The sequence below is a fragment of the Streptomyces sp. NPDC051582 genome (assembly GCF_040681715.1).
In the GTDB taxonomy this organism is placed as follows: domain Bacteria; phylum Actinomycetota; class Actinomycetes; order Streptomycetales; family Streptomycetaceae; genus Streptomyces.
The window spans coordinates 40,044-65,028 of sequence record NZ_JBFAZJ010000019.1 but is presented as its reverse complement, the minus strand read 5'-3'; the positions used below and the strand labels follow the sequence as shown (position 1 = coordinate 65,028).

21 protein-coding genes, 1 tRNA gene and 1 pseudogene are annotated in these 24,985 nt (G+C 71.3%); 13 read left to right on the top strand and 10 right to left on the bottom strand.

What is annotated here, in order from left to right:
• Positions 1–5: 5 nt before the first annotated feature.
• From AB0M92_RS24030 to AB0M92_RS24015, 4 genes are all read left to right on the top strand, one after another.
• Positions 6–254: a hypothetical protein gene (locus AB0M92_RS24030; protein WP_366104330.1), complete on the top strand. Its 249-nt coding sequence runs from the start codon at positions 6–8 to the stop codon at positions 252–254.
• A 171-nt stretch (positions 255–425) separates the two neighbouring features.
• Positions 426–770, top strand: coding sequence for a hypothetical protein (locus tag AB0M92_RS24025; protein ID WP_366104329.1), 345 nt, complete (start codon positions 426–428; stop codon positions 768–770).
• A complete protein-coding gene (locus AB0M92_RS24020; RefSeq protein ID WP_366104328.1) occupies positions 767–1,276 on the top strand; it encodes a hypothetical protein in 510 nt (169 codons plus the stop codon). Before AB0M92_RS24025 ends, AB0M92_RS24020 begins: the two co-directional genes overlap by 4 nt.
• Positions 1,277–1,609: 333 nt before the next feature.
• Positions 1,610–2,062 (top strand): DUF6207 family protein, encoded by a 453-nt coding sequence (locus AB0M92_RS24015; protein WP_366104327.1) that lies wholly within the window; start codon positions 1,610–1,612, stop codon positions 2,060–2,062.
• A 75-nt stretch (positions 2,063–2,137) separates the two neighbouring features.
• Here the strand turns inward: AB0M92_RS24015 and AB0M92_RS24010 are convergent, their stop codons facing one another.
• Positions 2,138–3,118, bottom strand: a complete 981-nt coding sequence (locus tag AB0M92_RS24010) for an NAD(P)-dependent alcohol dehydrogenase (protein WP_366104326.1) — start codon at positions 3,116–3,118, stop codon at positions 2,138–2,140.
• 112 nt (positions 3,119–3,230) lie between these two features.
• Here AB0M92_RS24010 and AB0M92_RS24005 point away from each other — a divergent pair, with 112 nt between their 5' ends.
• A complete protein-coding gene (locus AB0M92_RS24005) occupies positions 3,231–3,887 on the top strand; it encodes a TetR/AcrR family transcriptional regulator (RefSeq protein WP_366104325.1) in 657 nt (218 codons plus the stop codon).
• A 419-nt stretch (positions 3,888–4,306) separates the two neighbouring features.
• Here the strand turns inward: AB0M92_RS24005 and AB0M92_RS24000 are convergent.
• Positions 4,307–4,738 (bottom strand): annotated as a pseudogene (locus tag AB0M92_RS24000) (ISAzo13 family transposase); the annotation flags it as partial.
• A gap of 211 nt (positions 4,739–4,949) precedes the next feature.
• Here AB0M92_RS24000 and AB0M92_RS23995 point away from each other — a divergent pair.
• Positions 4,950–5,234 carry a hypothetical protein gene (locus AB0M92_RS23995; RefSeq protein ID WP_366104324.1) on the top strand — a complete coding sequence of 95 codons (285 nt, stop codon included), beginning with the start codon at positions 4,950–4,952 and terminating at the stop codon, positions 5,232–5,234.
• A 380-nt stretch (positions 5,235–5,614) separates the two neighbouring features.
• Here the strand turns inward: AB0M92_RS23995 and AB0M92_RS23990 are convergent, their stop codons facing one another.
• The 4 genes from AB0M92_RS23990 to AB0M92_RS23975 form a co-directional block, all read right to left on the bottom strand.
• Positions 5,615–5,797 carry a hypothetical protein gene (locus tag AB0M92_RS23990; protein WP_366104323.1) on the bottom strand — a complete coding sequence of 61 codons (183 nt, stop codon included), beginning with the start codon at positions 5,795–5,797 and terminating at the stop codon, positions 5,615–5,617.
• Positions 5,798–5,808: 11 nt separating this feature from the next.
• Complete coding sequence (locus AB0M92_RS23985) at positions 5,809–6,372, bottom strand: RHS repeat-associated core domain-containing protein (RefSeq protein WP_366104322.1); 564 nt, start codon at positions 6,370–6,372, stop codon at positions 5,809–5,811.
• A 7-nt stretch (positions 6,373–6,379) separates the two neighbouring features.
• On the bottom strand, positions 6,380–7,708 hold the full coding sequence (locus AB0M92_RS23980; protein WP_366104321.1) for a hypothetical protein: 1,329 nt from the start codon (positions 7,706–7,708) through the stop codon (positions 6,380–6,382).
• Between the two features lie 233 nt (positions 7,709–7,941).
• Positions 7,942–9,096 (bottom strand): hypothetical protein, encoded by a 1,155-nt coding sequence (locus AB0M92_RS23975; protein WP_366104320.1) that lies wholly within the window; start codon positions 9,094–9,096, stop codon positions 7,942–7,944.
• Between the two features lie 1,156 nt (positions 9,097–10,252).
• Here AB0M92_RS23975 and AB0M92_RS23970 point away from each other — a divergent pair.
• From AB0M92_RS23970 to AB0M92_RS23955, 4 genes are all read left to right on the top strand, one after another.
• Complete coding sequence (locus AB0M92_RS23970) at positions 10,253–11,437, top strand: class I SAM-dependent methyltransferase (RefSeq protein WP_366104319.1); 1,185 nt, start codon at positions 10,253–10,255, stop codon at positions 11,435–11,437.
• A complete protein-coding gene (locus AB0M92_RS23965; protein ID WP_366104318.1) occupies positions 11,431–12,141 on the top strand; it encodes a tRNA-dependent cyclodipeptide synthase in 711 nt (236 codons plus the stop codon). Before AB0M92_RS23970 ends, AB0M92_RS23965 begins: the two co-directional genes overlap by 7 nt.
• Positions 12,138–13,346 carry a cytochrome P450 gene (locus AB0M92_RS23960; protein WP_366104317.1) on the top strand — a complete coding sequence of 403 codons (1,209 nt, stop codon included), beginning with the start codon at positions 12,138–12,140 and terminating at the stop codon, positions 13,344–13,346. Before AB0M92_RS23965 ends, AB0M92_RS23960 begins: the two co-directional genes overlap by 4 nt.
• A gap of 123 nt (positions 13,347–13,469) precedes the next feature.
• Positions 13,470–13,664 carry a hypothetical protein gene (locus AB0M92_RS23955; protein ID WP_366104316.1) on the top strand — a complete coding sequence of 65 codons (195 nt, stop codon included), beginning with the start codon at positions 13,470–13,472 and terminating at the stop codon, positions 13,662–13,664.
• A gap of 832 nt (positions 13,665–14,496) precedes the next feature.
• Here the strand turns inward: AB0M92_RS23955 and AB0M92_RS23950 are convergent.
• Complete coding sequence (locus AB0M92_RS23950) at positions 14,497–15,357, bottom strand: GNAT family N-acetyltransferase (protein ID WP_366104315.1); 861 nt, start codon at positions 15,355–15,357, stop codon at positions 14,497–14,499.
• 494 nt (positions 15,358–15,851) lie between these two features.
• On the bottom strand, positions 15,852–16,595 hold the full coding sequence (locus AB0M92_RS23945) for an ABC transporter ATP-binding protein (protein ID WP_366104314.1): 744 nt from the start codon (positions 16,593–16,595) through the stop codon (positions 15,852–15,854).
• 195 nt (positions 16,596–16,790) lie between these two features.
• Here AB0M92_RS23945 and AB0M92_RS23940 point away from each other — a divergent pair, with 195 nt between their 5' ends.
• From AB0M92_RS23940 to AB0M92_RS23930, 3 genes are read left to right on the top strand one after another with little or no spacing between them, the layout of a single operon-like run.
• Positions 16,791–20,117 carry an ABC transporter permease gene (locus AB0M92_RS23940; protein ID WP_366104313.1) on the top strand — a complete coding sequence of 1,109 codons (3,327 nt, stop codon included), beginning with the start codon at positions 16,791–16,793 and terminating at the stop codon, positions 20,115–20,117.
• Positions 20,114–22,999 carry an FtsX-like permease family protein gene (locus AB0M92_RS23935; RefSeq protein WP_366104312.1) on the top strand — a complete coding sequence of 962 codons (2,886 nt, stop codon included), beginning with the start codon at positions 20,114–20,116 and terminating at the stop codon, positions 22,997–22,999. Before AB0M92_RS23940 ends, AB0M92_RS23935 begins: the two co-directional genes overlap by 4 nt.
• Positions 22,996–23,952 (top strand): ABC transporter ATP-binding protein, encoded by a 957-nt coding sequence (locus tag AB0M92_RS23930; RefSeq protein WP_366104311.1) that lies wholly within the window; start codon positions 22,996–22,998, stop codon positions 23,950–23,952. Before AB0M92_RS23935 ends, AB0M92_RS23930 begins: the two co-directional genes overlap by 4 nt.
• Before the next feature lie 57 nt (positions 23,953–24,009).
• Here the strand turns inward: AB0M92_RS23930 and AB0M92_RS23925 are convergent.
• A tRNA-Met gene (locus tag AB0M92_RS23925) sits at positions 24,010–24,083 on the bottom strand.
• Between the two features lie 248 nt (positions 24,084–24,331).
• A complete protein-coding gene (locus tag AB0M92_RS23920; RefSeq protein ID WP_366104310.1) occupies positions 24,332–24,790 on the bottom strand; it encodes a hypothetical protein in 459 nt (152 codons plus the stop codon).
• Between the last annotated feature and the right edge of the window lie 195 nt (positions 24,791–24,985).

Sequence of the window (24,985 nt, the reverse complement as noted above, 5' to 3'; positions counted from 1 at the left end):
ATGCCGTGTACGGTTCGCCGCCGGCCGATCCCCGGCACCGAATTCAGGTCGAGCCCGACGGCCCCTGGGACAGCCAGGCCGTCAGCAACAGCGAGTTCGCGGCCGGCCTCGGACTCGCCTTCTCCATCGCGGCGGCCTTGCTCACGTGGGTCTTCGTGAAGGCCGAATGGCTGCGCCGCTGGTGGTACGCCATCCCTGCCGGCCTGGCCCTGGCCGCCCTGCTGCGCCTGACGGTCCTCACGCCTCAGCTATGACCGTGGGCCCGGGGGGCCACGGTCGTGGTCACCCCGGCAGATCGCCACGGCTGATCAGGACGGCGCGGTGCACGACTGCGACCTGGGGTGTGCCAGGCCCCTTCACCTCGATCCAGGTGCCGAGTTTGGGCAACCAGAAGAGAGCGTGGCATCCAGAAGCCCAAGGCCAGGATGTACGGGGCGGTAAAGGGCACGGTGCTGCTCGGCGACGTCGTCGAGCGGATCGTCGTCCCCGTCACCGCCCTGCCCGGCCCGGATGCCGGCGAGCCGACCACGGAGATGTTCGCCCTGGAGGCCCTCCGTCGGGTCCTGGTGGCCACCCTGCGCAACTGGGCGCAGGCCGAACTGGACGCGGCGGAGGGCATCGCGTGCGTCGTCATCGACCTTGTCGTGCAGGCTCCAGCAGCTCTTCGCTGTGCGGACTGGTCAGAGGCCGTGATGTGCACAGGGGCTTCCGGGGGTGATGCGGACCGGACACCCTGGAGGTCGATCGGCGATCCGAGGGGGAGAGAATGAGCGGGGGCGAAGACGTTACGAACAAGCGGCGGAATCAGAAGGACGTCAGGCTCAGACTGAGGCCGACGCTGGCCTGCCTTGCCGGGTTGATTCTGGCCTGCCTAGTGCTGATTGGCTTCACCGGAGAGGCGCGGGCGGCGCTGTGGGGCAAGTCCGGAACCATTTCTGAAAGCAGATGCCGGACGTACAACAACACCGGCACCTCATCGGGAAGCGCGTCGTACTGCTCGGCCTCCTTCACGCCGGACGGCGGCGGATCGTCGTACGAGGTCGACGTCGAGGAGGAGGATGTCAGCGTCTATCCGTTACGTGCACGGCTGGCGGGCGGCACCGCGTACGTCTCACCGTCGGTGTGGACGGGGGCGATCCCGGTGGGCTTCGCCCTCCTCCTGGGCGCCGGACTCCCGGTAACCATGATGGTGGGGTACGTGAGCAAGGTCCGCGCACAGCGTGCCGGAAGACGCCGTCCCGAGACCCCACCCGGAGCAGGGCTGAGGCGACGGTGACGAGCCCTACTCGTGACGCTTGGAGCGGATCCCGGACCCTCTTGACCAGACCCTGCTCGGCGGGCGGTCCCAGGCGCGGACCATAAGTGTTTCCTCCGCGCTCAGTTCGCTCCACTGGTCGTAGTGGATGCCGCATCCACCGGGCGTGTGCCGCCTTCGCATGCTGGTCCTGGCTGACCAATACCGCGGGCTCGGCTCTGGGCATGTCACGGGCCGGCGAGCGGCTCTGCTGCCTCACCCGTTCGCGCCCGGCCGGGTGCACAGGGACCGATTCCCCCGAGGGGGCCGCACCTCGACAGAGCTGCCGACCTTGCGCCGGGGGCCCTCGCGGGAGTGGCTCCGGGGTCGCCGGCGAACCGGTCCGGGTCCACCGCCGTCGCAGGGCTCGTGAAGCCGTTCGACGAGCAGCACATCGCGGAGCCCGGCCTGGTGTTCCCGGACATCACCGGCGGGGACGAGGACACCGTCCGGGCCTTCCCCGTGCCCGGGCGCGGGGCGAGGGGGTCGGCCGCGTCGATGCGGGGGACGGCGCGGGAGGGCTGGTTCGGGGGGCCGGGTCGGCGGTGCTTGCCCGTGTGCTCGATGCTCTCAGGTCAGGCTGCGATGGCGGTCGGGCGTGCGGCTGTGAGCTCTCGCGCCTTGGCGCGTACGTCGTCGACCTCGGTGGTCTCGTACGGGCGGGCGGCGTGCAGGAGTGTGTTGAGCCGGGACGTGACGAGGGTGGAGTCGATGCGGGCGGCGTCGTCGAGGGCCTGGTGGGCTGCCGCGGCTCCTTGTTCGGGGTAACCCGGGGCGACATCCCGCCCCCACTCACCCGACCCCCGAAGCGGAGCCGGGGCCCCACCGCCCCCACCAGAGCCGTCAGACCGTAATGACGATCTTGCCCCGGGCAGCGCCCGCCATCAGCATCTCCAACGCCTGCGGGACCTGGTCGAGCGGGAAGGTCGCGGACACGGCGGGGCCGACCTGGCCGGCGTCGACGAGCGAGGCCAGTTCGTCCAGCCCCGCACGGTTCTGGCGGCTGGCCAGCATCGTCAGCCGCTGCCGGGTGAAGGGCGAGCGCACGACCGCGTGGAACTGGCGGCCCATGCCCACCCAGTCGCCGCAGTCCTCGCCGCCCACGATGACGAGCGTGCCGCGCGGCGCCAGTATCCGGCGCAGCAGAGCCAGCGGGGTGCCGCCCGCGATGTCCACCACCACGTCGTAGCCGAGGCCCCCGGCGGTGAGCTCCTCGCGCGTGTAGTCGAGCACGTAGTCCGCGCCCATGGAGCGCACCAGGTCCGCCTTGGTCGGCCCGCACACCCCGGTGACCTCGGCCCCGAAGGCCTTGGCAAGCTGCACGACGTACGTGCCCACACCGCCCGACGCCCCGGTGACCAGCACCCGTTGGCCGGCCCGGACCCTCCCGGCGCCGCGCAGCGCCTGGAGCGCGGTGAGGCCGGACACCGCGAGCGCGCCCGCCTCCGGGTACCCCAGCCGCTCGGGCTTGGGCGCCAGCCGGTCGGCGCGCGCCACCACGTACTCGGCGAACGCCCCGCGGGCGGTTCCGAACACCTCGTCGCCCACGGCGAACCCGGTCACCCCGGGGCCGAGCGCGGCCACCGTGCCCGCCACGTCCAGCCCGGTCAGCGGATTGCGGGGCCGTCTCAGTCCCAGGGCTGCGCGCACCGCATAGGGGTAGCCGGCCATCAGGTGCCAGGTGCCCCGGTCGATGCCGGCCGCCCGGACCCGCAGGAGCACCTGCCCGGCACCGGGGGTCGGCCGTGCCACCTCCGTGAGGCGCAGCACCTCGGGAGCCCCGTACCCGGTCTGAACGACCGCCTTCATCGTCGAGCTGTCCATCTGCGTCATCCCGTCTTACTCGCCCGGCCCACTGCCGTACTTAGTACGACTTACTTAGTACGGTACCCTGGGCCGTCCGGTCAACCCAGTACGGAGCAGGACGGAGAAAGAGGTGCCCGAGCACGCACCCCTCAGCCGCGACCGCGTCCTTCGGGCCGCCGTGGGCCTCGCCGACGAGGGAGGGGTCGCCGCCGTCACCATGAGGGCGGTGGCGGAGCGGCTCGGGGTGAAACCGATGTCCCTCTACCACCACGTGCCCCACAAAGAGGCGATCCTCGACGGCATCGTCGACGCCGTCTTCGCCGACATCGAGCTCCCCCTCGACGAACCGGACTGGCGCGCGGCCCTGCGCCACCGCGCGCACAGCGCCCGGACGGTCCTCGGACGGCACTCCTGGGCCATCGCCCTCATGGAGTCGCGCACCCACCCCGGCCCGGCCACCCTGCACCACCACGACGCCGTCCTGGGGATCCTCAGCCGCGCCGGCTTCCCCTACGCGCTCGCGGGGCACGCCTACTCGCTCCTGGACAGCTACGTGTACGGCTTCGCCCTGACCGAGGCGGCCCTGCCCTTCGCCCCGCAGGACGTGGAGATCGCCGTCGGCGACTTCCTCGCGGCCTTCCCGGCCGGGGCCTACCCGCACCTGGCCGATTTCGCGGCCCACCACGTGCTCCGGCCCGGCTACGCGTACGGGGCGGAGTTCGACTACGGCCTCGAACTGATCCTGGACACCCTCGCGGCCCGCCTCGCCGGGGCCGCCGGGACCTGAGCCGCACGCGGGCCCCACCGGCGCTCCGCCCCATACGGCCGGGAACGTCCCTGTCATACCGCTCTGGCACCATGCAATGCATGCTCGTCGTCACGTACGGCGAGGCCGAGACGGTGGAGGTGGTCGAGCTCAGTTACGACAGCCGGACCGAGCTCGTCCCGGTCCACTTCGCCGACGTACAGCTGACCTGCCGGTTCCTCGACGACGTCGTAGCGGAACCTGCACGCAGTCGGATACACCAGCGAGCCGTCCGACATCGGCCAGGAATTCCACGCCGGCTTCGCCGTGTGCTCCCTCCGGTCACTGTCGGCGATCGACATCGATCCGACGGCAGACGAGGACGACGACCGGCGCGTCGCCACGATGGTGTCCGTCGCACCGGCCTCCTCATTCTTCGGCGAGAACGAGGAGGACGAGAACGAGGCAACGGCGAAGCCCGTGGTGTCATGATCGGTGCCGATGCTGACCCAGCCGGTGTTCGCTGCGACGTCGTAGATTCCGTACGGAATCGCCTTGCCCGGCCCCTGCCGGTCCAGGAAGTCGTGCGTCTTGACCTGGGCCGGAACCCCTTGGGTTCCCACTCAGGACCCCCGTTCTTGTAGTGGCCGACCAGCTCCCTCTTCTTGGTGTCCACGCTGATCACCGGGTCGCCGGTACTCATATGCTCCTGGGCCCGGTCGTTGATGTATCGGCGCTGGGCATCCCGGTCGGGATGCTGCCGGCCCTCGCGAGACACGGTGGCCCTGCCTGGTGAGCTCGCCGGCAAGTCTGCGGGTCGGCTTCGTCGTCCAACGCAGTGGCGACATCGGATCCCCGCGGACGTCGGGCTCGACCAGAGCCAACAGCGCAGACCTCGCCAGATATGCGCGTACCACACCACCGAGTAGAACCACGGGAAGCAACACCTTGATTCTCTGCGAGCCCTTAGGATGGGCCATCAGAAGCCCTTAGGGGTTGGGCCCTGTTCCCCTTTTCGTAGGGAACGCTTGACCATGGCAGTGCCCCTGACACACTGGCGCGGTGCGCGTCGCGACGGCGGCGCCACGAAGAACGGATCGCTGAATGTCCCGATGGATCGTGCTGGCCATACCCGTCGATGGTGTCAGCGAGGTGAAGCGGGATGCCCAAATCGTCACCGAGCTCGACGGCAGCACGGAGGAAGCGGAGACGGCCTTGCTGGCCGCGGCACGTGCGTACGAGCACAACGTCGGGAAGGTGCGCCGCCGAGAGATCTACCAGTGTTCGAATCGGTCCTACTTCATCCGCATCCACGGACGCATGGCCACTTACGGGCTGATGCTCCAGCTCGCCGAGCTCATCGACGACTCTGCACAGCCGATCACCTGATTCGTCCTGGAGCCACGCCCCGTTCGGGGCGGGTGGTGTGAGCTGACCACTGGGCTCCGCCAGCGGACGGGGGCGCACCAGCTTTACGCGTAGGACGTCACGGTCTCCCGCGCCCCCGAGAACGTCAGACCTGGCTTCGTCTGGCGGTGCCGAGCAGGTGGGGAGGGTCTTCTGGACGTCGGCCGGGTTGGTAGAACTCGCACGCACAGCCTCGTCATGCACGGGCGGGTGGGATCAGCGGCGCAGGGCAGGGCGAAAGCAAAGAACGCCACCAAGCGGGATCGGCTCCCCAGGAACGGGAAGGGGCCGACCCATGATTTCTGGGCCGGCCCCGCACCGTTCAGCTGCATAGTCTGAGCAGCGTGTGACTATTCAGGATGTCACTGGTGCTTCCAGCTGCTTCTCCTCCGAAGGGCGTCAGCGAGGAAGGACAGGCATCCCATGAGAGGGACGTAGCCCAGCCAGTCTCGCTGCTGCAGGAAAAGAACAGCAAGGGCGGCAAGAACCGCCGAGAACGCGAGTTCACCAACAAAGGCCATCTTTTGACCGGTTGACGGCTTCATTTTGGTCATTGTCAGCAATACCCCGACCATGCCGAAGGAGCTCCGTAGAAGCCTCCCGCCATCCAGGCATGAATGCGCAGGCAACGCCCTCGGACGGATGCGTAACTGGCTACCGATGCGATGTACCAGACGTAGAGTCGCATGTAACCGGCCAGGATCTTCCACGGGCCGGGCAGCCACTTCTCAATGACTCCCAAGAGCTGTCCCGCGGAGCCGGATCCGGCGGCTGCCCATCGGGTCTCGTACTTGTTCAGATAGATCACGATCTGCTTGTACGGCGACCACCAGCGTGACCAGGTGCTGTAGGACCACATTCCGCTGAGGTCAGTGCAGTTGACCGGATCGGCGTGGCAGTACTCGTAGGCGTTGGCATTGCCGCCGGGGATGGGGTCGGTCGACATGAAGCGACCCTGCGAGGGTGAGTACAGGCGTGCGCCCATGAGTGACAGGTCGCTGACCTCGACGGAGGAACGCTGCTCGGTGCCCAGCCATGCGTAGCGGGCGTTCTGCACAGGGCCGGTGCCGTTGCCGTACTCGTCCGAGGTGACGGCGTTGGGTGCGATGGCGGTGTCCAAGGGCAGCTCATTGGCTGCCGTGCGGATCCAGTCGGTCGAGGAGCTCGCGTACGGCGGGTGCGGTGCGGTGGTGGTGGAACTGCCGTCGGTAGCGAAAGGCGAGGCTCGCGGGTATCTGGTGCAATAGGTCGGCGGTGCGGTGGGCGCTCTGGAGGGCGCTCTCGACTTCGTCGAGGGCCAGGTATGCGCTGGCGGTCTGCGTCAGGAGGTCTGCCACGCAGGAGGGTTGCCGGGAGGGGCGTGACTCGTTGAAGTCGAGAAGGGGCAGGAGGTTTTCCAAGGCCTTGCGGGGGTGGCCGAGGTGGAGCCAGATCTTGCCCGTGACCTCGGAGAGCCATTCCTCGCTGACAAAGGACCAGGGAGATTCGTTGTCGGCGTCGCTGGTCATGGTGTCGGCGGCGCGGTCCAGGGCTTGGAGGCTGGCGGTTGCATTGCGCAGGCGGGCGTGGGCGCGCGCTTCCCGGGCGTGGAGCACGGTCGCGAGCCGGGGCGGGGGCGTTGGTGCGAGGGACCGAGCGGCCTTGGTGAGGTTCAGCGCGTCGCGGGGGTCTCCGTCGTCGGTGTGCACCACTGCCAGGTCGGAGAGGCAGGCTGCGGCGGTCACGGGCGCGCCGGCGCTCGCACTGGCCCGGACCGCGGACAGGAGGTAGCGCTCCGCCTGGGCCGCATCGCCAAGGTCGCAGTGGACGTGCCCGCACCGTTGGGCGATTTTTGAGGCGGCGAGGAAGAGCCGGGCACGGGCGGCGGGGTCGTCGGCGTTGTCGTTGAGGACGGTGGTGACGAGGCTTAGGTCGGTACGGGCAAAGGCGAGCAGGGCGGCGGGGCTGAGGCGGCGGGACATGTCTCGGAGGGCAGCGGCGCGGGACTCCAGGGCGGAGACCGTGTCAGGGCCGATCGGGCGGCCGGAGTGGGACCGCAGGCTGGGGGCGGCGGCCAGCGTGGCGCGGGTCTGGCGGACGAAGGCGGTGAGGGCCGCGCCGGTGAGGGTGGGCGGGGAGAAGGCCGCCGTGTACGGGATGGTGCGCAGGGAAGCGGTCGTGTAGGCGGGGGGCCACGGTGCCGTGGGGGGTGTGATGTCGCCGGTGGCGAGGAGGAGGAAGTGCGGCCAGCCGTACTGGTCCACTTCTTCCGGGCCCATGTGGTGGATGTGGGCGATGGCGAGCTGGACGGAACGTTCGGGCTCGTCTCTCTCCGTTCCGCGGATCGCGGCCCTGGCCTGCCACGTGCTCAGGACGCCGTGGCCGAGGGCTTGGTAGGTGCCGGCCAGCAGCCGTGCGTGGCCCGCCTCACTCAGCCCGAGAGCCTCCCGCAGGACTTGCAGCGGATGCTTTGCCATGGCGGATGCTCCACCTTCTGGGTAACGCGCGTAGAACCAGGCCCGAGAAGGGTAACAAGTCTTCCGGAGCCCTACTTGGTGCCTCTGCCGCGTGCGGTGGTGCGGGCACGATGCCGCCCAGGACGGCAGACGGGCGGCCGGCCCGGAGCAGGGGTGAGGGCGTTTCTGGAGCGGTTGTCGAGGCGGCTATTCGGGTGGCTTCTGGGGCGTTTTGAGGGTGGGGCTGAGCGCGTTCATACTCCGGTCGCCTCGGCGTGGAATTCGAGAAATTCGCGGACGCTGGGTACTCGGCGGTGGGGCTCGAACATTCGCCGTTCCCGCTGGGCTAGGCCGGAGGGCATCCGATGGAACAAAGCCGCGGTCCGGCGCGCCGTGTGGACGGCTGCGTCGATCTCGCCGAGTTGCAGCTGCACGCGGGTGGCCAACTGGAGCGCGAGGGCGGTGTACAGGGGCGGCTGGGTGGTGAAGGGTGGGCTCGGTGCGTCCTTGAGTAAGTGATCGAAGTGCTCCAGCGCCTTGCTGTGCAGCCCGAGCGCATACATCGCCTCTCCGCGACTGTGGGAGAGCCACTGCTCGTCGACGACGCACCACAGGGGGCCGTCGCCCGTTCCCGCTGTCAAGGCGCCGGCTGCGCTGTCCAGTGCCCGAAGGGTGGCGTTGGTGTTACCCAGGCGCGCTTGCGCCTGGGCCTCATTGGCAGACAAGACCGCTGACAGGCGCGGCGCGGGGCGCGGGATGACACTACGCGTCGCCGCATTCACGACGAACGCATCGCGGGGGTCCTTGCCGCGAGCGTGCCCGGCAGCCAGTTCGGCCATGGTGAAGGCGGTGTGCGGGACGGATCCCGCACTCGCGGCGGTGCGCACAGCGAGCATGGAGTATCTCTCGGCCGCTGCGTAGTCCCCGAGGATGCCTGTGATCACAGCGCAGAGGTCGGCGTGATGGGCCGCGGCCAGGAGTAGGCGGGACCAGGCCGGGTGACCGCGGGGTTCACCGAGGAGCGTGGTGATCAAATCCAGCTCGGCGCGGGCGAACTGGTAGGCGGTCAGCGGATCACCGGTGAGCCAGAATGCCGCTACATCGCTCGCGCGGGCTTCGATCAAGTCGGCGTCGGCCGATTCGGTGCGGCCAGCCACGGGGAGAGGTGCCGCGGCGACGGCGGTGGTCGCCTGGTGCAGGAAGCCGGCGAGAATTTGGCCCGTGACGTTGGGGTGGCGAGTGGCGGGAGCGGCCGTCCAACGCAAGGAGCCCAGTGCATCCAGGCTGCCCTTAGCCGTCCATGGGGCGCCGAGAACGGCATTGCCCCGCAGTGTGAGGAAGTGCGGCCACCCGTACTGTTGAACCGCCTCCGGGCTGATGCAGTGGAGCCGGGCGATGGCCATCTTCACCGGAGGCTCCGGGTTGGTGCCGGTCTCCCAGCGCGCCACGTTCCTGCCGGACCTGACTGTCCCTGGCGCGAGTCCCTGCTCTGCAGCTATCCGGCGGGCGTACTCAAGTTGAGTGAGCCCGAGATCGTCTCTGGCGGCCTGCAACGGGTGGGGCACGTTGCTCGGTGCGGCCGGTTTCTTATACATCTCCCTACTCACATGCGTCATTACCGTCGGTAATCATCAGATTTCCGAGATGTCGGGCGCATGAGAACGCCACGGCGGTAAGTGTGGACACGATCGGATTCTTGGTGCCGTTCGCCCCGGGTGAGTCGCGCGGACGAAGCACATGCTCCTGGTGATCTTACTGGTCCAGGGTCACGCCGATTGTGGTCGAGCTGACAGCAGGCCCCCGTCAGGACCGGGAAATGCCATGAGTAGCCGTATATGGGCAGATTTGCTGTTGGAAGTAAGGTTCCCTTTAGTCATGCGGGTGTGCTTGTCGCCGCGTCTTGGAGCGATGTTGTCTTGATCGCAGGCCCAAGGCCCCCGTCCGGCACTGCAGCCCATGGCCTTGGGCGTGGGCCGCAAGGTTCTTCGCCCGGTATTCCTGTGCCAGCGCGACCACAGGTGTTCCGGCACCGAACCCGCGCATTCGGTGCGGATGCACGGCACCCGTCGGCCCCACACGACGTGCAGGGCCGCCGGTCCGGACTTGCGAACCTCGACGGAAAGGGTTCAGTCATGCCCGACAGCACCCTGGAGCTGGCGACCGCACGATGCCGGCGATGGCCCAGCACAGGTCCGGCCCTGACGGCTGCGGCCGTTCGTGCCCTGTGGAGACCGAGAGCTTTGGCCCGCCCCTCTCCCGGATGCGGCTGCCTCCAGCCCGGCCTGCTCTGGAGCGACCACCGCGGACATTCTCCCTCTGCCAACGGGCAGCCGCCCCGGACCATCCGGCGACAGGGCGCCGCAGCGTACTGCGCGGGAAAGTTGATCCTGGCGCCGATCGCGGTGGGGACCGCCTCGGGTTCTCCGGGGGCGCGTAGGGCTGGGCCGGGCACGGCTTCGACTGCGGCCGCACCTACTGCCCCGGCAGGCTGGGGCTTACGTTCGCACAGAAGTCGGTCGGGGGCAGCAGGTAGCTCGCGATCGCCTCCGACGGATCGGCGCCGACATGGGCGTCCCGCGGTGCCAGCACACGAGCTGGTGCCCGCTGCGCTCACACCCCGCCCCAGTTCACCGCCCGGCTATGGCCATCCGCGGGCTTCGAGCCACCCCGCCGGTGCCTGCGAGCAGGGCCAGCTGCTCCTCCCCCGGCGATGCCCATGCCCGGTTGTCACCTTCCGGAAGGGACGCGGGGCCACGCGCCGTCTGGCTGCACACCGGGAGTCTTCTCGGTCCGGCCAGGCTGCGGATTTCGTCCGGGTTACCGAGGAGTGCCAGAGATCCAAGGTCGGTTGCGTCGATGAGGCCGTCTGGTCGGCAGGGCTCTGCGACGACGTCCAGCGCGGCATGGATCGCGGAGCGTGCCGCCACCAAGGCTAAAGCCGAGCGCGGCAAATCCCAATGGGAAAGGAATGTGATGGTAAGTCAGTTTGACTCCACACGCCATGCGTATGAACGGTCAATGGAACAGATGCCGTTTCGACAGCACGTTGAAGCGCACAGCTTCTTAAAGGCCATCGGGGATGTGAAGGGCCGCTCGGTGCTGGACCTCGGCTGCGGTACCGGGTGGTACGCCCGCCGGCTCAGCGCGCAGGGCGCGGCGCGGGTCGTGGGGGTGGACGAGTCACAGGCGATGATCGCGTGCGCACGGCGCCAGCTGGTGCCGCGCGTGACGTACGTGGTGGGGGACGCGAGATCGCCGATCCCGGCCCTGGCGGGTGGGTTCGACGTGGTCACCGCGATGTACGTGCTGCCGTACATGCCGACCCGCCAAGCACTTCTCGACATCTGCGAGACAGCCCGCCATGCGCTGCGTCCGGAAGGGGGCCGTTTCCTGGTGATGACGCTCAACCCCCACTTCTCCACCCAGCCGAATTGGTACCGACGCTACGGGATGACGCTGCTCGCCCGGGACCCGCAGCGCGAGGGAAGCCCCGGCCACCTGAGCGCGCGCGTGGACGACCACGTCATCGACGTGGACTTCTTCTGCTGGTCAGCCGATGCCCACGAACAAGCCCTGCGTCAGGCCGGGTTCTCCGCCATCTCCTGGCACCATCCGGACGTCTCCGACGAAGGCCTCGCCGCCTACGGTGCCAAGTACTGGCACCCCTATCTCGCCACCCCACACGCACTGATCATCGACGCCATCGCGGGCCCCCGCGCGGACAGCACCGATGCCGGGGGGCGGTGGTGAGCGTGAATCCCGACATCACAGTGCGGCCACTCTCCGCAACCAGTGAACAGCTGGTGAAGCGCGCGGACCACGTCCTGCTCGGCCTCTCCCCGATGAACGGCTACTACAAGCCGCGCACGGTCGAGACCCTGGTGGCCTGGGCCAGCGACGGCTTCAAGAAGGTTGACGTCGTCCTGCCCGGCTACGAGGCCGCCCACACGCTCGTCGCCGCCGGTTTCGACGCACCGGAAGCCGTGCGCCACGCCCGCCGCTCCGTTCACCGCCTGCGCAACGCCGCCCTGCGCGCCCTGGAGCGGTGCGGTATCGAACACCCCGAGCACCACGTCAACGTGTGGACCCAACTGCACAACCGCTCCCCCTATCTGGCCGCACTCCAGCAGGCCCGCACGGCCTACGACCGCGACCCGGTCGTACGCCGCGCCTGCCGGCAGGTGACCGCCGCCGCGATCCACCACGCCCGCGGCGGGGGCACCCGGCAAGCCCCGCCCAGCGAGGAGCAGGTCGACCTGGCCGTCGGTTACGTCCTGGCGGAAGTCCCCCTGGTCACCAGCAGTCCGGCGATCTTCGCCGCCGACACCTCCGTGTTCGTCTACCACCGCCGCATGGAACTCGTCGACATCCTGACCAGCGATCAGGCCACCGCTCTGCGGCCGGCCGCAGGCCAGGGCCACGCCATCGTGACCATCCAGGGAGAGCAGCCGTGACCGTCCATCCCACGGACCCAGCCTTGCCACTGTCCTACCCGTTCGACCCCGGCCCGCTGGGCACGGCGCCGCCGGTGCTGGAATGGGCCCGCAAGCATGCGCCCGTCTGCCCCGTCCAGCTCCCCTCCGGGGCGCAGGTCTGGATGGTCACCCGGAAGAAATACATCGCCCAGGTCCTGACCGACACCCGCTTCTCCCGCGACCTGCTCGACCCCGGCGCGCCGCGCTTCGTCGGCGAGGACTTCACCTCGATGGCCGGAGGGATCTTCAACCTGGACCCGCCCGACCACACCCGGGTGCGGCACGTCATCGCCCGCTTCTACAACCCCGCCGGCGTGGAGCGCTACCGCCCCCTGGTCGAGCAGCACGCCCGCTTGCTCCTCGATGAGATGTCCGACGGGCTCAACCCCACCGACCTCATCCCCGCCTACACCGCTCCACTGCCGCTGCGGGTCAGCTCCGACATCCTCCAGGTCCCCGCGGAACTACGCGAAGCCAACCACTCCCACTTCGCCACCCAGACCAGTCTCCAGGCCACGCCCGAAGACGTCGCCGCCGCCACCGCCGTGATCCGCAACTTCACTGCCGAAGTGATCGACAGCAAACGCCGGCACGGCGGTGACGACGGCCCGATCGGTGCACTCATCGAGGCACAGAAGGACGGCGTCATCTCCGAGGACGAATTGCAGGGCACCACCGCCTACCTCTTCGTCACCGGATCGGAACCACTGGTCTCCCCGCTGGGAACCGGTGTGATCACCATGCTGGTCCACCAACGCCAGCTGAGCCAGGTCCTGGCCACACCTCAGCTGTGGCCCAAAGCCGTCGAGGAGATCCTCCGCTACCACCACAACGGCGTCCTCGGCCTGCCCAGGGTCGCCACCGAGGACGTTACCCTGCACGGCGTCACCATCCGCAAGGGCGAGGGCGTCTGCACGCCGATGCTCGGGGCGACCATGGACCCCGCGCACTACCCCAACCCGTCCGCGTTCAACATCATGCGCCGCACCGATGCCACCGCCACCTTCGGCGCCGGCCCGCACTTCTGCCTCGGCGCCTCCTTGACCCGCATGTTCCTGCAGACCGCCTATCAGGCTCTCTTCACCCGCTTCCCCACCCTCTTCCTGGCCATCTCGCCGCACGAAATCCCCTGGGCGGTGGACCCCCACTTCACCAAACCGGCCGCCCTTCCTGTCGCCTGGTGACGCCCGGGGTTCCGGCCGCGAGCCGCCATGGCCACCGTCAAGCGGCTGGGACCCGTCAGTGGCGGGTGATGGCGGCGCCGCTGGACACCCTCGCGGATCCGGTTCGCCAAGCTCGACCCGATTGTGCTGGCGTGGGACAACGCCCGCCTCCACCTGATCACCCGCGCGGTCAAGCGCAAGCTCAAGATGCTGCAGTACAGACCGCAGGTGATCGATGGCTGCTTCACCGAAACGGCGCTGCGGTTCGACGAAGCAACGCCGGCTGCGACGTCAGTCTTCACCAGGGAGAAGGTACTCGCCGGTCGCGATCAGTCGTGAGCCGTCGTACAACCGCACGGGAGCCTCCGGACTGAACATGTTCCCGTACTCGTGCCAGAAGACGATCTCGATGTCGACGTCGTAAGGGCGTTGCGGCTGGAACGACTCGATACCCTCGGCCGACCGCACGACGCACGAGGTCAGGACTTCGCCGAGCCGAAGGATCGGCCGAATCCCGCTCATCGCCGGTGTGGCCCGCCCCCCGGCAGAGGGCTGGAAGGAAGGAAGGAAGGAAGGTCACTCTGGCCCGCACGGTGTGTGGGCTCATACCGGGGTCAGCAGTCACGTTCGCTCCTTGTGGCAGTGCATACGGAACATCCTGTTCGCCCGGCTGAACGGGTAGGACGCCATCCCTCACCCTCCCCAGCCCCGTCTGCACCCTCACCCCACAGGCGGCGGGTTCCGCCGGGCGGACGTCACCGACATCACTGTCCGTGAGCCTCCACAAGAAGTGGACCAGAGCCGGAACTCGTAAACAAAGCCGGCCCGTTCCAGGAACGCTTCCACACGCAAGCTGGAACTCGGCGACTGCGCACGCCCCTACGGAACCCCGTGCCAGCACGAGCACTCGTGCCTGCGCTGCCCGATGCTACGGGTTTCCCCCCGGGCAGCGGCCCCGGTTGATCGAGTCATCCGCAACCTCACGAACGCATGGCAGAAGCGCGGACGAACGGTTGGCTCGGCGAAGTCCAACGACTCCAGGTCAGCCGCACCAAGGCCAAGGGAAAGCTCACCGCCCCCGACCACTGTCTGGAACGGGCTCGCGGCAACGGCATGAGCGGTCCTACAGACCTCAGCACCCGTGATCTCGGGGAGAGGGTGACGCCTCATCTCACAGATCTTTTCGGAAGACCGTGGAGCTGTGCCGGACTGCCATCCCGGCACGCAGGTACAGGTTCAACGCGCCGGTGTCCGAGTGCGTCCCCAGGGTGCAGGTCTTGCGCCCCTGCTGATAGGAGGCGCGGAATGCGTTGAGGAGCAGGAGGCGGGCGATGCCCCGGTTGCGGTGGTCGCGGCGCACGGCGACCTGCTCGATGTAACCATCGTCGGTGTCCGGGAGGTCCAGGGAGAGCACAGCGCCCACCAGTTGCCCGTCGGCGAACGCCAGCGCTGACATTGCGGGTGCGAAAGTGGGACGTTCGACGGTGTGCCGGGCCCACTCCTGGTAGCTCATGCGCCGTTGCTGCCATTCGTCGAACGCGTCCTCGACGAGCTGGTGTGCGTCGTGCTCGTCGCCGACCCGGAACGATCGGACCGTGATGCCCGCAGGCGGCTCGGGCACGGCTGGCTCCTCCGTCATGGGGAACTCCAGCAGCCACTCGGTCACCATCGGTTCGTATGCGCGCGAGCGCAGCAGCGCGACAGCGTTCGTGTTGCCGTCCGGGATGGTCTGGACGATGCGTGCACTGCTCGCCCGCCTGGCCCGGGCCTCGGCCCAGGTCAGGAGCGCACTGCCCAGGCCACGGCCCCGGTGCTCGGGGTGGACGTCCACCTCACAGCGCCGATTCACCCAGGCCCGGGCGACCAATCGCCCCGACCGGTCATGGATCAGCCGGGTATCCGACTCCGGGATCAGGCCAGGTCTGGCGAAGTCCGCGGCGATGCGGCCGAGATCGGTGTGCCCCCGCCCGAAGAGCTCGCGCTCGCAGGCCGAGACCAAGCGATGGACATCAGCGGTGTCGTCAGAGGTCATCGGGCGAGCTCGGTATCCCGGCGGCAGCCCTAACACGAGATCTGACAATGGAGGACACTCCCGAGGCGGTGGTATGACAGGCACGGCACCGCGACAGTGTTCCGCGCAGCCCCGTGCGCGATCAACCGATTAGCCGTTCACGCCTCGGATCGCCCCGGGGTTCATGCCGTCAGCTCGTCGTACGGATGGTCGTCCCGCATGGTCTCCCGGGCGACCTGGTGCCGGCGCAGTGGTTCGGTGGACACCGACCCGGCGACCGGGATCAGCTGCCGGCGCTTCGTCGTGTCCGAGGGTGATGCCCTCGTGGCCGGGGGCTGACGGGGTGGTTCATGACGCGGTCGGATACGCGGTGCTCCGCCGGGACTGGGAGGGCGGGACCACGACGGTTCCGGGGTGGCACGACGAGCACGTCGCGGGCGGGCGCCACCGGGTCAGCGGCGGCAGATGACACGGGATGCGGGCCGGGTTCGGGTACGCGCCCCCGCCCGGACGTCCTACGCGTCCGCGTCGGGAGTGACGATGCGGCCGTCGCGCAGTTCCACCACGCGGTCGGCGAGTTCGATCAGGTTGGGGTCGTGGGTGGCGACGAGGATGGTGACGGCCTTGCTGCGGACCACCGCGCGCAGTAGTTCCATGATCGACCGGCCGGTCTCCAGGTCGAGCTGACCCGTGGGTTCGTCCGCGATGATCAGGTCGGGGTCGTTCGCCAGGGCGCGGGCCACCGCGACGCGTTGCTGCTGGCCGCCGGAGAGTTCGCCGGGGCGTTGCTCGGCGTGATCCGCGAGGCCTACCAGGGCGAGCAGGGTGCGGGCGCGCTCCTCGCGCTCCTTGGCGGGGATGCGGCGCAGTCGCATCGGTACGCCGACGTTCTCGATGGCGGTGAGGACGGGGATCAGGCCGAAGGACTGGAATACGAAGCCGATGCGGTCGCGGCGCAGGGCGAGCAGGCCCGGCTCGTCGAGGGCGGCCAGGTCGGTGCCGTCGAGGGTGATCCGGCCGCCGGTCGGGGTGTCGAGGCCGCCGACGAGGTTCAGCAGGGTGGTCTTGCCGGAGCCCGACCGGCCCCTGAGGGCGATGAGTTCGCCGCGGCGGATGTCGAAGGAGACGCCGCGCAGGGCGTGGACGGCCTGCGGTCCGCTGCCGAAGCTGTGGCGTACGTCGTCCACGACCACGATGGGCGTGTCGCCGTCCTTCCGTGGTGCGGTGACCGTCGCCGTGGTCTCCGGATTCGCCGTCATGATCTGCACTCCCCCGTTGAGTGTGTGCGCGGCGCCCCCGGCCCCGCCTCCCGCGCGTTCTGCCACTGCGCATTTCCGCTCACATTTGCGCACCTGTCACGCTATTCACGCAAGTCTCTTCCTCTTACCACCTGAATCTGACAGCATCGTCCGCTATCCGGTACCGAAAGTCCGGATGGGGGAGGAACTGCACACGTGCTCGGCTTCGTCGTGCGCCGGCTGCGCGGGCGATGGCCGCTCGCTGTCGCCGCACTGCTCACCGTACTGATCACCGCGACAGCCCTGACCGCGCTGACGGCGTTCACCCGCGGCGTGGGAGAGGAAGGGCTCCGGCGGGCCCTGGCCGGCCCGGAACGGTCCCGGACCACCGTCGTGGTCACCAGCGGCCGTCCCGCTTCCTCCCGCGCCAAGGACGACGAGTCCGTACGGGGCTTCGCGGACGAGGTGTTCGGGCGGTTTCCGGTGGCCTCCGAGAGCGTGGCCCTCAGCCGTTCGTACGGGCTACCCGGCGCCGCCGCTTCGGGCCGCGACGCCGACCTGACCCTGCTCGCCGCGCTCGGCCGGGAGCACGTACGGCTGCTCGCGGGCGAGTGGCCGCGGCCGGTCACCGCCGCCATCGGGGGCGGCACTCCGCCGCAAGTGGCCGTGCCCCGGGCGGCGCTGGCACGGTTCGGTCTGGCCGAGTCCGCGCTGCCCGCGCCGGTCCGGCTGGAGGACCGGTTCGGCGGCCCTCCGCTGACCGTGCTGGTCACCGGCGTGTACCGGGCCGCCGATCCGGACGCCGGGTACTGGCGGCTCGACCCGCTCGGCGGCCGGGAGATCCAGGCCAGCGCCTTCACCACCTACGGCCCGCTCATGGTGGACGACAGCGCCTTCACGACGGGCGGCCTCCTCCAGGAGTACCGCGGCACGCTCCTGACCCCGGACCTGAGCACGATCCGCACCTCCGAGGCCGACGCCGTCTCGACCGCCGCGAACCCCGCAGGGGTCTCCCTCCAGCGCTCCGCCTCGCTCCGGACCTCCACCGAACTCCCGGAACTGCTGGCCGAGTTGGATTCCGGACTGCTCGTAGCCCGGTCCGCGCTGCTGGCGGGCGCGCTCCAGCTCGCCGTCCTCTCGGCCGCCGCACTGCTCCTCGTCTCCCACATCATGACGGCCCGTCAAGAACCGGAGCGCGTCCTGCTCACCGCGCGCGGCGCCTCCCGCCGACGCCTCGGCGCGCTGGGCGCGGCCGAGTCGCTGCTGCTCGCGCTGCCCGCGGCCGTCCTCGCACCGCTGCTCACGCCGCCCCTGCTGCACCTGTTCGGCCGGGTGGGACCGCTCGGGCGGGTCCACCTGGAGATCCCGGACACCTGGCTGGTCTGGCCGGTCGCGGCCGGCTGCGCCCTGGCCTGTGTCCTGCTGACGACCCTGCCCTCCGTCCTGCGCGGTGCCTCGGCCGCCGTGCTGCGCCGCGCCGGCAGCAGGCAGGCCGTGGTGAGGGGCGCCGCCCGCTCCGGCCTGGACCTGGCCGTGGTGGCCCTCGCGGTCCTCGGCTACGAGCAGCTGTCGTACTACCGGGGTGCGGACGCCCCCGCGCCCGGCGGTTCCACGGCTGGCGGCCTGGGCGTGGACCCCGTGCTGGTCGCCGCGCCGTCCCTCGCCCTGGTCGCGGGCACGCTGCTGGTCCTGCGGCTGCTGCCGTTCGCGGCGAGGGCCGGGGGGCGGCTGGCGGCGCGCGGCCGGAGCCTCGGCCCGGCCCTCGTCGGCTGGCAGCTCGCCCGCAGGCCGGGCCGCGCCGCCGGGCCCGTGCTGCTGCTGGTCCTCGCCGTCTCCAGCGGGACCCTGGCCCTCGGCCAGCACACCGCCTGGTCCGCGTCCCAGCGCGACCAGGCCGACTTCGCGACCGCCGGCGGCCTGCGGATCTCCGGGAGCAGCATGTCCCCGATCGGGCAGGGCGGACGCTACGGGGCGCTGCCGGGCGGGGACCGGCTGATCCCGGTGGTCCGCGAGGAGCAGCAGCTGCCGGGCGGGGGCGTCGGCGACGTCGTGGCACTGGACGCCGCCAAGGCGGGCGAACGGGTGCCGCTACGAGCCGATCTGCGTGGCGGCCAAGGAATGCGCGAGCTGTTCACCCCGCTCGCCGCCGCTGCCACGGGAGCCGCCGCTGCCACGGGACCGGCCGGAAGCCCCGCGGACGGCCCGGGCATCGCCCTGCCCGGCTCGCCCCGCCGGATCGACCTCGACGTGACGGTGCGGACCGCCGGTACGAGCTGGGCCACCGTGAGCCTGCTGCTGCGCGACCGGTTCGGGGCGACCCACGGGACGGCGACCGTCAGGCTGCCCACCAGCGGCGACGCCACCCTCCCGTTCGACCTCGACACCCTGACCGACGCTCCGGTCGGTTCGGCGGCGGCGCCGCTGACGCTGGCGGGGATACGCCTCGCGTACGCCGGGGACGGCGGCCCCGCGGGCGACGGCTGCGAACTGGCCCTGCGCCGGATCGCCGTCTCCGACGCCGCGGACGGGGCCGCCGTACCGGTCACCGTGCCCGCCGCGCCCTCCGCGCCCGGCCCGGGCGGTACCGGGGGCTGGCAAGCGGCGCCCCCGCAGGAGCCCCGCTCCGCGCAGGCCGCCGTCGTCTCCCCGGTCCCGGCGGGTTCCACGGACCTGCTGCGGCTGCGCTACCAAGGCGGGTTCGGCACCGAGAAGGGGGTGCACGCCCTGCTGTTCCCGGCGCCGGCCGCGCCGCTTGCCGCCTCCGTCCCGGCCGTCGCCACCACGCACTACCTGCGGTCCCTCGGCGCCTCGGTGGGCGATACGGTCCGCATCACGCTGGACGGCGCGACCGTCCCGGTGCGGATCACCGCCGCCGTGGACGCCCTCCCCGTGGTCGGACGGACGGCGCTCGCCGTCGACCTGCGCACCCTCGGCCGCTTCCTGCTGGAGTCCTCCGGTCAGCAGCCGACCCCGCCCACCGAGTGGTGGCTGCCCGCCGCCTCGGCCGCCGACCCGGTCCCGGCGCGCGCGGCGGCCGCGCTGCGCGAGGGGGCCAGGACCGAGCGCGTCCAGCTCCGCGAAGAGATCACCGCGGGCCTGCTGGACGACCCGCTGAGCGCCGGGCCGCAGAGCGCGCTGGCCGCCCTCGCCGTCGCCTGCGCAGTTCTGGCGGCCATCGGCTTCGCGACGTCCACCGCCGCCGAACGGCGGGTGCGGGGCCGGGAGTTCTCCGTCCTGCTGGCACTCGGCACGCCCCGCCGGTCGCTCGCCGGGGCATCCGCCGCCGAGGGCGGGGTGCTGATCGCCCTCGGGACCGCGGTCGGGACCGGGCTGGGTGTCGTCCTCGTCCACCTGATGGCGCCCCTGATGGTGCTGACGCCCGCCGCACAACTGCCTTTCCCGCCCGTACGGGTGGACATGCCGTTCTGGCAGACCCTGCTGACGGCCGCCGCGATCGCGGCCGTTCCCCTGTTGTCGGCCGCGTTCAGCGGCCCCCGGGGCCGCGACATCGCCGCCCGGCTGCGCCCCGTGGAGGAGATGTGACCACCCCGCCGCCGACCGTTCCCCCGCCGTCCGCCGCCGCCCCGCGGTCCGGGCCACGGCCCGCGCCGTGGATCAGGACCCGGCTGCGGGCGGCGCCGCTGGCCACCGTGCTGGGCGCCGCGCTGGCGTTCGTCGCCGTCCTGCTGGCCGCCGCGCTGCCACGGGCCCAGGACCGGGGCGCCGACCAGGCCCTGAGGTCCTTCCTCCGGCACAGCGGGCCGAGCGACACCAGCCTCCTGGCGACCGCGCCGCCCCCGGAGGCCGGGCAGAGCAACCTCGTCCTGGACGGAACGCTGAAGGACCTGCTCGCGCGTACCGGCGGCAGCCTGCCCATCGACGCGGACGCGGTGGTCCACGGCAGCCGGACCGTCAAGCGGCAGCCGCTGGTGAATCCGGAACTGTCCCGCCCGTCCGGCTTCCCGCCGAACATGGCCCTGCTGTACGTCCGGCAGGCGGAGGCGCACGTGCGGCTGGTGGAGGGGCGCTGGCCGGGCGGCACACCCGCCGATGCCTCCGGGGGCGCACCCCCGCAGGGCACGCAGGACCCCGCCGGGTCCGCGCGGCCCCTGCAGATCGCGCTCTCGAAGCGCGCTGCCGAGACGCTCGGCGCCCGCCTCGGGTCGGTCCTGACGAGCGCGCCCCAGCTCCACGGCACGCCCTCCGTCGAGGTCGTCGGTCTGTACACGGTCCCCGACGAGACCGAGGACTTCTGGGCCGACCTGGGGTGCCTCGCCCGCGCCTGTGAGCACTACACCGGGGAGAACCTCTCCTGGGACGTCGACGCCTTCGTCGGAGCCGGGGACCTCGACCGGTTGGACAGCTGGGGCCGCACCGCCGTGGACTTCTGGCGGCTTCCGGTGGACATCGGCCGGCTGCGGGCCGACCGGCTCGATGCCACGGCCAGGGAGGTCGCCTCGTACGTCGCGGGGCCCACGGCCGCCACGCTCGCCCGTGAGAGCAACCGCGATCTGCTGCGGACCACTTCGAGGCTGTCCGAGCTGTTCGAGCAGGCCCGCGCGCGCAGACAGGCCGCGGCGCCGCTCGCCGCGATCGGACCCGCCGGGGTCGGCGGGGTCGCCTTCGTCGTACTGTGCCTGGCCGGTGCGCTCGCCTCGGACCGCCGGGACGCCGAGCTACGGCTGCTGCTGGCGCGGGGCGGCTCGCGGGCCGGCATCGTCGGGCGTCTCCTCGGGGAGGGCGCCGTCACGGTGCTCCCGGCAGCCGCGGCCGCCGCCGCACTGGCCGTACTGCTGCTGCCCACACCCCGGCTCGCACCCGCTCTGCTCTGCGCCGCGGCCGTCACCCTGCTGGCGCTGCTGGCCTTCCCGGTACGGGCGGCCGTCCTGCTGGCCCCGCCGCGCCCGGCCGCGCGGTGGCGCAGGCCCGTCGGCGAGCTGCTCGTGCTCACCGCCGCGGGCGCCGCCGTGCTGGAGGTCCGGCGCCGCGGGGTCTCCCCCGCCGGCAGCGACGTGGACCCCCTGCTGGTCGCGGCTCCGCTGCTGCTCGCGCTGTGCGGGGGGCTGCTGCTGGCCCGGCTGCAGCCCGTCGTGACCGGTTGGCTCGCCCGGGCGGCCGGCCGCGGTTCCGGGCTCGTCGGCTTCCTCGGGCTGGCGCGGGCCGCCCGCGGCTCGGGGGCGAGCGGGGCGCGGGCCCGGGGCGGTCCCTCCGTCCTGCCGCTGGTCGCCCTGCTCCTCGCCATCACCACCGGCGGGTTCGGGGCCGCCGTCCTGCAGTCGGTGGACTCGGCCCGGCTGGGGGTGGTCCGGCTGACGGTCGGGGGCGACGCGGCGATCTCCGCGCCCGGGAACTCCCCGCTCCCGGACGGGCTCGCGAAGGCCGCGGGCGAGCTGCCGGGCGTACGGACGTCCGTGCCGCTGTGGATCGACCACGACTCCTTCGTCCTCGGCACCGCCCAGGGCACCACCCAGGTCACGCTGATCGTCGCCGAGCCCGCCGCCTACGCGGAGCTCTCCCGGACCCTCGGCTGCGGCGCCTTCGACCCCGCCCTGCTGGCCGGAGGGGGCGCGGGGTCGGCCGATGCCCCGGTGCCAGCGCTGTTCAGCGTCGACCTGGCGCGGCAGGCGACGCCGGGCACGTACGTGCTGCGGGCGGGCAGCGGCGGGGAACTTCGGACGCGGGTCACCGGCGTGATCGACTGCACCCCCGCCCAGCCGGGTCCGGGCGGCGTGACCGTCGTCCTGCCGGCGGGCCCCGCGACGGCCCCGATCCACGGCGCCGACCGCCCGAACCGGTGGTTCGGCCTCGGCTCCCCGGCCGCGGACGGGCTGCGCGCGCTGGTCCGGGCCACGCGCCCGGCGGCGGGTGCGGCGGCTCCGGCCGTGGCGCCCGGCGCGGGCCGGTATCCGGCTGCCCAGGCGCTCCCGGTCGACGAGGCGTATCCGGTGCGCACCAGCGCGGAAGCCGTCGCCGAGCTGGCCGCCGATCCGCTCCAGCGGTCGGCACAACGCCTCTTCTGGGCCTCCGTCGCGGCGGCGGCCGGCTTCGCGCTGCTGGCCGTACTGCTCACGCTGATGCGAAGCGTCCCCGAACGTGCGGCGCTGCTGGCCCGGCTGCGCACCATGGGGCTGCGCCGCCGGCAGGGCGTGGCACTGATCCTTGCCGAGGCCCTGCCGCAAACGCTGGCCGCGGCACTGGGCGGGGCTCTGGTGGCGGCGGCCGCGGTGGCGTTGCTGGGCCCGGCGATGGACCTGTCCACGCTGGTCGGCGCGAGCGTGCCGACCGGTGTACGGCTCACCGCGGGGCCCGTACTCACACCCGCCGTGGGCCTCGCCGCCCTGGTCGCCGCGGCCGTGCTCGTCGAAGCGGCGACATCCGGGCGACGGCAGATCACCACCGAGTTGAGAGCGGGAGACCAGCGTTGAACACCGAGCAGCCGACGTACGAGGAACTGCGCCGCAGGGCGACGGCCGCCGCGGAGCCCCGCACCGGCGCGGTGGACGCCGCGATCGCCTGCGACCGCCTGGTCCGGATCTTCAGCACGGACGGCATCGAGGTACAGGCCCTCCAGGGGTTGGAGCTGACCGTCGCCCAGGGCGACCTGGTGGCCCTCGTCGGCGCCTCGGGCAGCGGCAAGTCCACCCTCCTGAACATCCTGGCGGGCCTGGACGTCCCGACGGCGGGCAGTGCGGCGGTCGCCGGGTACGACCTGCTGGAACTGTCGGCGCGGGACCGGCTGCGGTACCGGCGTGAAGCGGTCGGTTTCGTCTTCCAGCAGACGGCCCGCAACCTGCTGCCGTTCCTGACGGCCGCCCAGAACGTGGCGCTGCCGATGCAGCTGAAGGGCGGCGGCTCCCGTCGCGGCGCGGGCGCGCGCCACGCCGCCCGGGTCGCGGAGGTCCTGGACGCCCTGGGGATCGGCGACCTGGCCCACCGGCACCCGGCGCAACTGTCCGGCGGGCAGCAGCAGCGCGTCGCGATCGCCGTGGCGATGGCGAACGATCCCAAGGTGCTGCTGGCCGACGAGCCCACGGGCGAACTGGACTCGGAGACGGCCGCGGCGGTCTTCGAGACCTTCCGCACGGTGAACAAGGAGCTCGGCGTGACGGTGGTCATCGTGACGCACGACCCGATGGTGGCGGGCGAGGTCCGCCGCACGGTGGCGATCCGCGACGGCCGCACCAGCAGCGAGGTCCTGCGCAGTCTGGTCACCGACGAGCACGGCGAGGAATCGGTCAGCGAACGCGAGTACGTGGTCCTGGACCGCTCCGGGCGCGTCCAGCTCCCCCAGAAGTTCCTGGCGGCCCTGGGCATGGAGCACCGCGTGGCGGTCGACCTGGCCCCGGACCGCATCGAGCTCCGGCCGGACGGGAGTTAGGGCCTGTCACGGCGGAAGGGCCCGGATCCATGCGAGGATCCGGGCCCTTCGGCGTAGTAGCGGGGACAGGATTTGAACCTGCGACCTCTGGGTTATGAGCCCAGCGAGCTACCGAGCTGCTCCACCCCGCGTCGGTAGACCCCACACTACGGCACCACCCGCCCTGCTCCGAACGCATTTCCCGCAGGGCGCCGGCCACGGGCCGCTCGTCCAGGCCTCGTGCAGGCCTCATGGCGGAGCCCGGCGCCGATATCTCTGTCGACCAGACGAACGTCTACCGGCACACGATGGCGTACGTCCCCGCCTGCGCCTGGACGCGTCCATCGATGACGTGCCCCGCTTCGACGGCGGCCCGGCTGCGGCTGTCGGGAGACGGACGCTAGTGCGCCGTGCGGCGACGCAGTGCAACGTGCTGCACGGTGATCGCCACCGGGATGCCGGCCAGGAGGAGGGCGAATACCACCGGGAGCACTCCGGTCCACACCGCCGGTGAGACGTACGCGGTGCCGGAGGTGCCGTCCACCAGCCACGCATGGACTGGTCGCGAGCTGATGTCGCCCTCGACGGGGACGTCGAACGAGGAGCCGCCGTTGTCGGGGGTGAAGGTGCCCGAGCAGGACGACGATGTTCCCGCGTTGGCCACGGTGTTGTCGTACGTCCGGCAGCTGGCTTCGGTCACGGTCCCGGGCTCGCCCCACAGCGCTGCCCGTAGCTCTGCGGTGAAGTTCGTCAGCACGAGGTAGGCCAGTAGCAGTCCGACCAGGCAGGCCAGCGCCAGCCACGGCGCGGGGCCGACCTGTGCCGGTCGCCCGTCCGGAACGTCCCCACCCTCGCTCATCCGCATCCTCGGATCGCCGACGGATCTACATGGTGACCGATCCGGAGTGGGTTCGGAAGCCCTCGTGCGGGTCATGGCCGGTTCGAGGGCGAGGCCGGCGCCGGGTTTGGCGGTACCCGCCGTCGAGCCGACTGCGAGCCGCGAGTCGGCCCGCAGTCGGCGCCGTGTCGGTGTCGTTCGTTCCGCTGCCATCGA

Excerpts from the sequence above, each read along its gene's own strand:
- AB0M92_RS24025 (WP_366104329.1), top strand. The coding sequence starts at position 426 with ATGTACGGGGCGGTAAAGGGCACGGTGCTGCTCGGCGACGTCGTCGAG.
- AB0M92_RS24020 (WP_366104328.1), top strand. The coding sequence starts at position 767 with ATGAGCGGGGGCGAAGACGTTACGAACAAGCGGCGGAATCAGAAGGAC.
- AB0M92_RS24010 (WP_366104326.1), bottom strand. The coding sequence starts at position 3,118 with ATGGACAGCTCGACGATGAAGGCGGTCGTTCAGACCGGGTACGGGGCT.
- AB0M92_RS23995 (WP_366104324.1), top strand. The coding sequence starts at position 4,950 with ATGTCCCGATGGATCGTGCTGGCCATACCCGTCGATGGTGTCAGCGAG.
- AB0M92_RS23990 (WP_366104323.1), bottom strand. The coding sequence starts at position 5,797 with ATGAAGCCGTCAACCGGTCAAAAGATGGCCTTTGTTGGTGAACTCGCG.
- AB0M92_RS23980 (WP_366104321.1), bottom strand. The coding sequence starts at position 7,708 with ATGGCAAAGCATCCGCTGCAAGTCCTGCGGGAGGCTCTCGGGCTGAGT.
- AB0M92_RS23970 (WP_366104319.1), top strand. The coding sequence starts at position 10,253 with ATGGGCGTCCCGCGGTGCCAGCACACGAGCTGGTGCCCGCTGCGCTCA.
- AB0M92_RS23950 (WP_366104315.1), bottom strand. The coding sequence starts at position 15,357 with ATGACCTCTGACGACACCGCTGATGTCCATCGCTTGGTCTCGGCCTGC.
- AB0M92_RS23945 (WP_366104314.1), bottom strand. The coding sequence starts at position 16,595 with ATGACGGCGAATCCGGAGACCACGGCGACGGTCACCGCACCACGGAAG.
- AB0M92_RS23920 (WP_366104310.1), bottom strand. The coding sequence starts at position 24,790 with ATGAGCGAGGGTGGGGACGTTCCGGACGGGCGACCGGCACAGGTCGGC.